Source organism: Streptomyces aureus (assembly GCF_001418135.1).
In the GTDB taxonomy this organism is placed as follows: Bacteria; Actinomycetota; Actinomycetes; order Streptomycetales; family Streptomycetaceae; genus Streptomyces; species Streptomyces aureus_A.
On the sequence record NZ_LIPQ01000637.1, the window covers coordinates 1 to 1,009 of the forward strand.

At 70.5% G+C, this 1,009-nt stretch carries 1 protein-coding gene; it reads right to left on the reverse strand.

Annotated features, from left to right (window positions below; all coding sequences use genetic code 11):
- Window positions 1-32 precede the first annotated feature (32 nt).
- On the reverse strand, window positions 33-1,009 hold a 977-nt coding region (locus tag AOK00_RS35505; RefSeq protein ID WP_173861738.1), incomplete at its 5' end, for a substrate-binding domain-containing protein.

Consider the following 1,009-nt stretch of genomic DNA (forward strand, 5'->3'; position numbering starts at 1 on the left):
CGGGCCGGAGGATGGCGGCGCCGGGCGTGCGGTCAGCCCTCCCCGCAGATCCTCAGTCCCTTCGGTGTCGAGCAGGGCAGGTGCCCGTGGGCGCGGATGACGTCCTGGCCGCTGCCCCAGCGCAGATAGGTGAGGAAACTGGCGGTCAGCGAGTCGGCCTTCGGCTCGCGCCAGGTGTAGGCGTACTCGATCTCCCGGTACGGGTAGCTCGACTCGCCCAGCTCGTCCAGGGCCGGTCTGCGGCCGTCGATGGCGACCCGGTGCAGGCCCTTCAGGCCGGTGCCCTCACGCACTTCGGTGTAGCCGATCGCGCCGGGCAGCCTGGCCACCGTGGACAGGACCTGTTCCGTGGAGTCGAGTTCGCAGCGGATGACCTTCGACTCGGGGTCGTTGCTGGTCAGGCAGTCCAGGGAGGAGTTGGCGGGCTCGTTGCGCCCGAGGACCCGGCGCTGGAACACCTCCCTGGTGCCGGAGTTGGCGTCCCTGCTGACCAGCTCGCCCCAGTTCTGGATCTCGCCCCGGTAGACACGGCGGATCTGGTCCAGGGTCAGGTTGTCCACGGGCACGCCGTCGTTGAGGACGAGGGTGTAGAGGGAGACGGCGACCATGCTCTCCCGCAGCTCCGGGAAGCCGCCCGGCTTGCGTCCGTCGGACAGGGCGACGACCGAGGGGGAGCCCTTGGCCGTCTTCGCGCCCTCGTCGGCCAGCCGCCGTATCCCGGACGTCGACCCGTGCGTCTCCACCCTCACGGTCGCGCCCTCGCAGTCCTTCTCGTACTTCTTCGCGAGGTCCCGTACGACGGGTGCGAAGGCCGTGGACCCGGTGACGGTGAGACTGCCCGTGGCGCAGCCGATCGGCGGCGGGGTCCGCTCCCGGACGATGATCACGGCGAGCGCGATCATGCAGAGCGTGAGGGTGACGGTGACGGTCCGCGCGACCCGGCTGAAGAGGGGCGCCTTGTCGTCGGGGGTCGTGCTGTGGTTGACGTGGACCACGCCGTCGTCGAGGG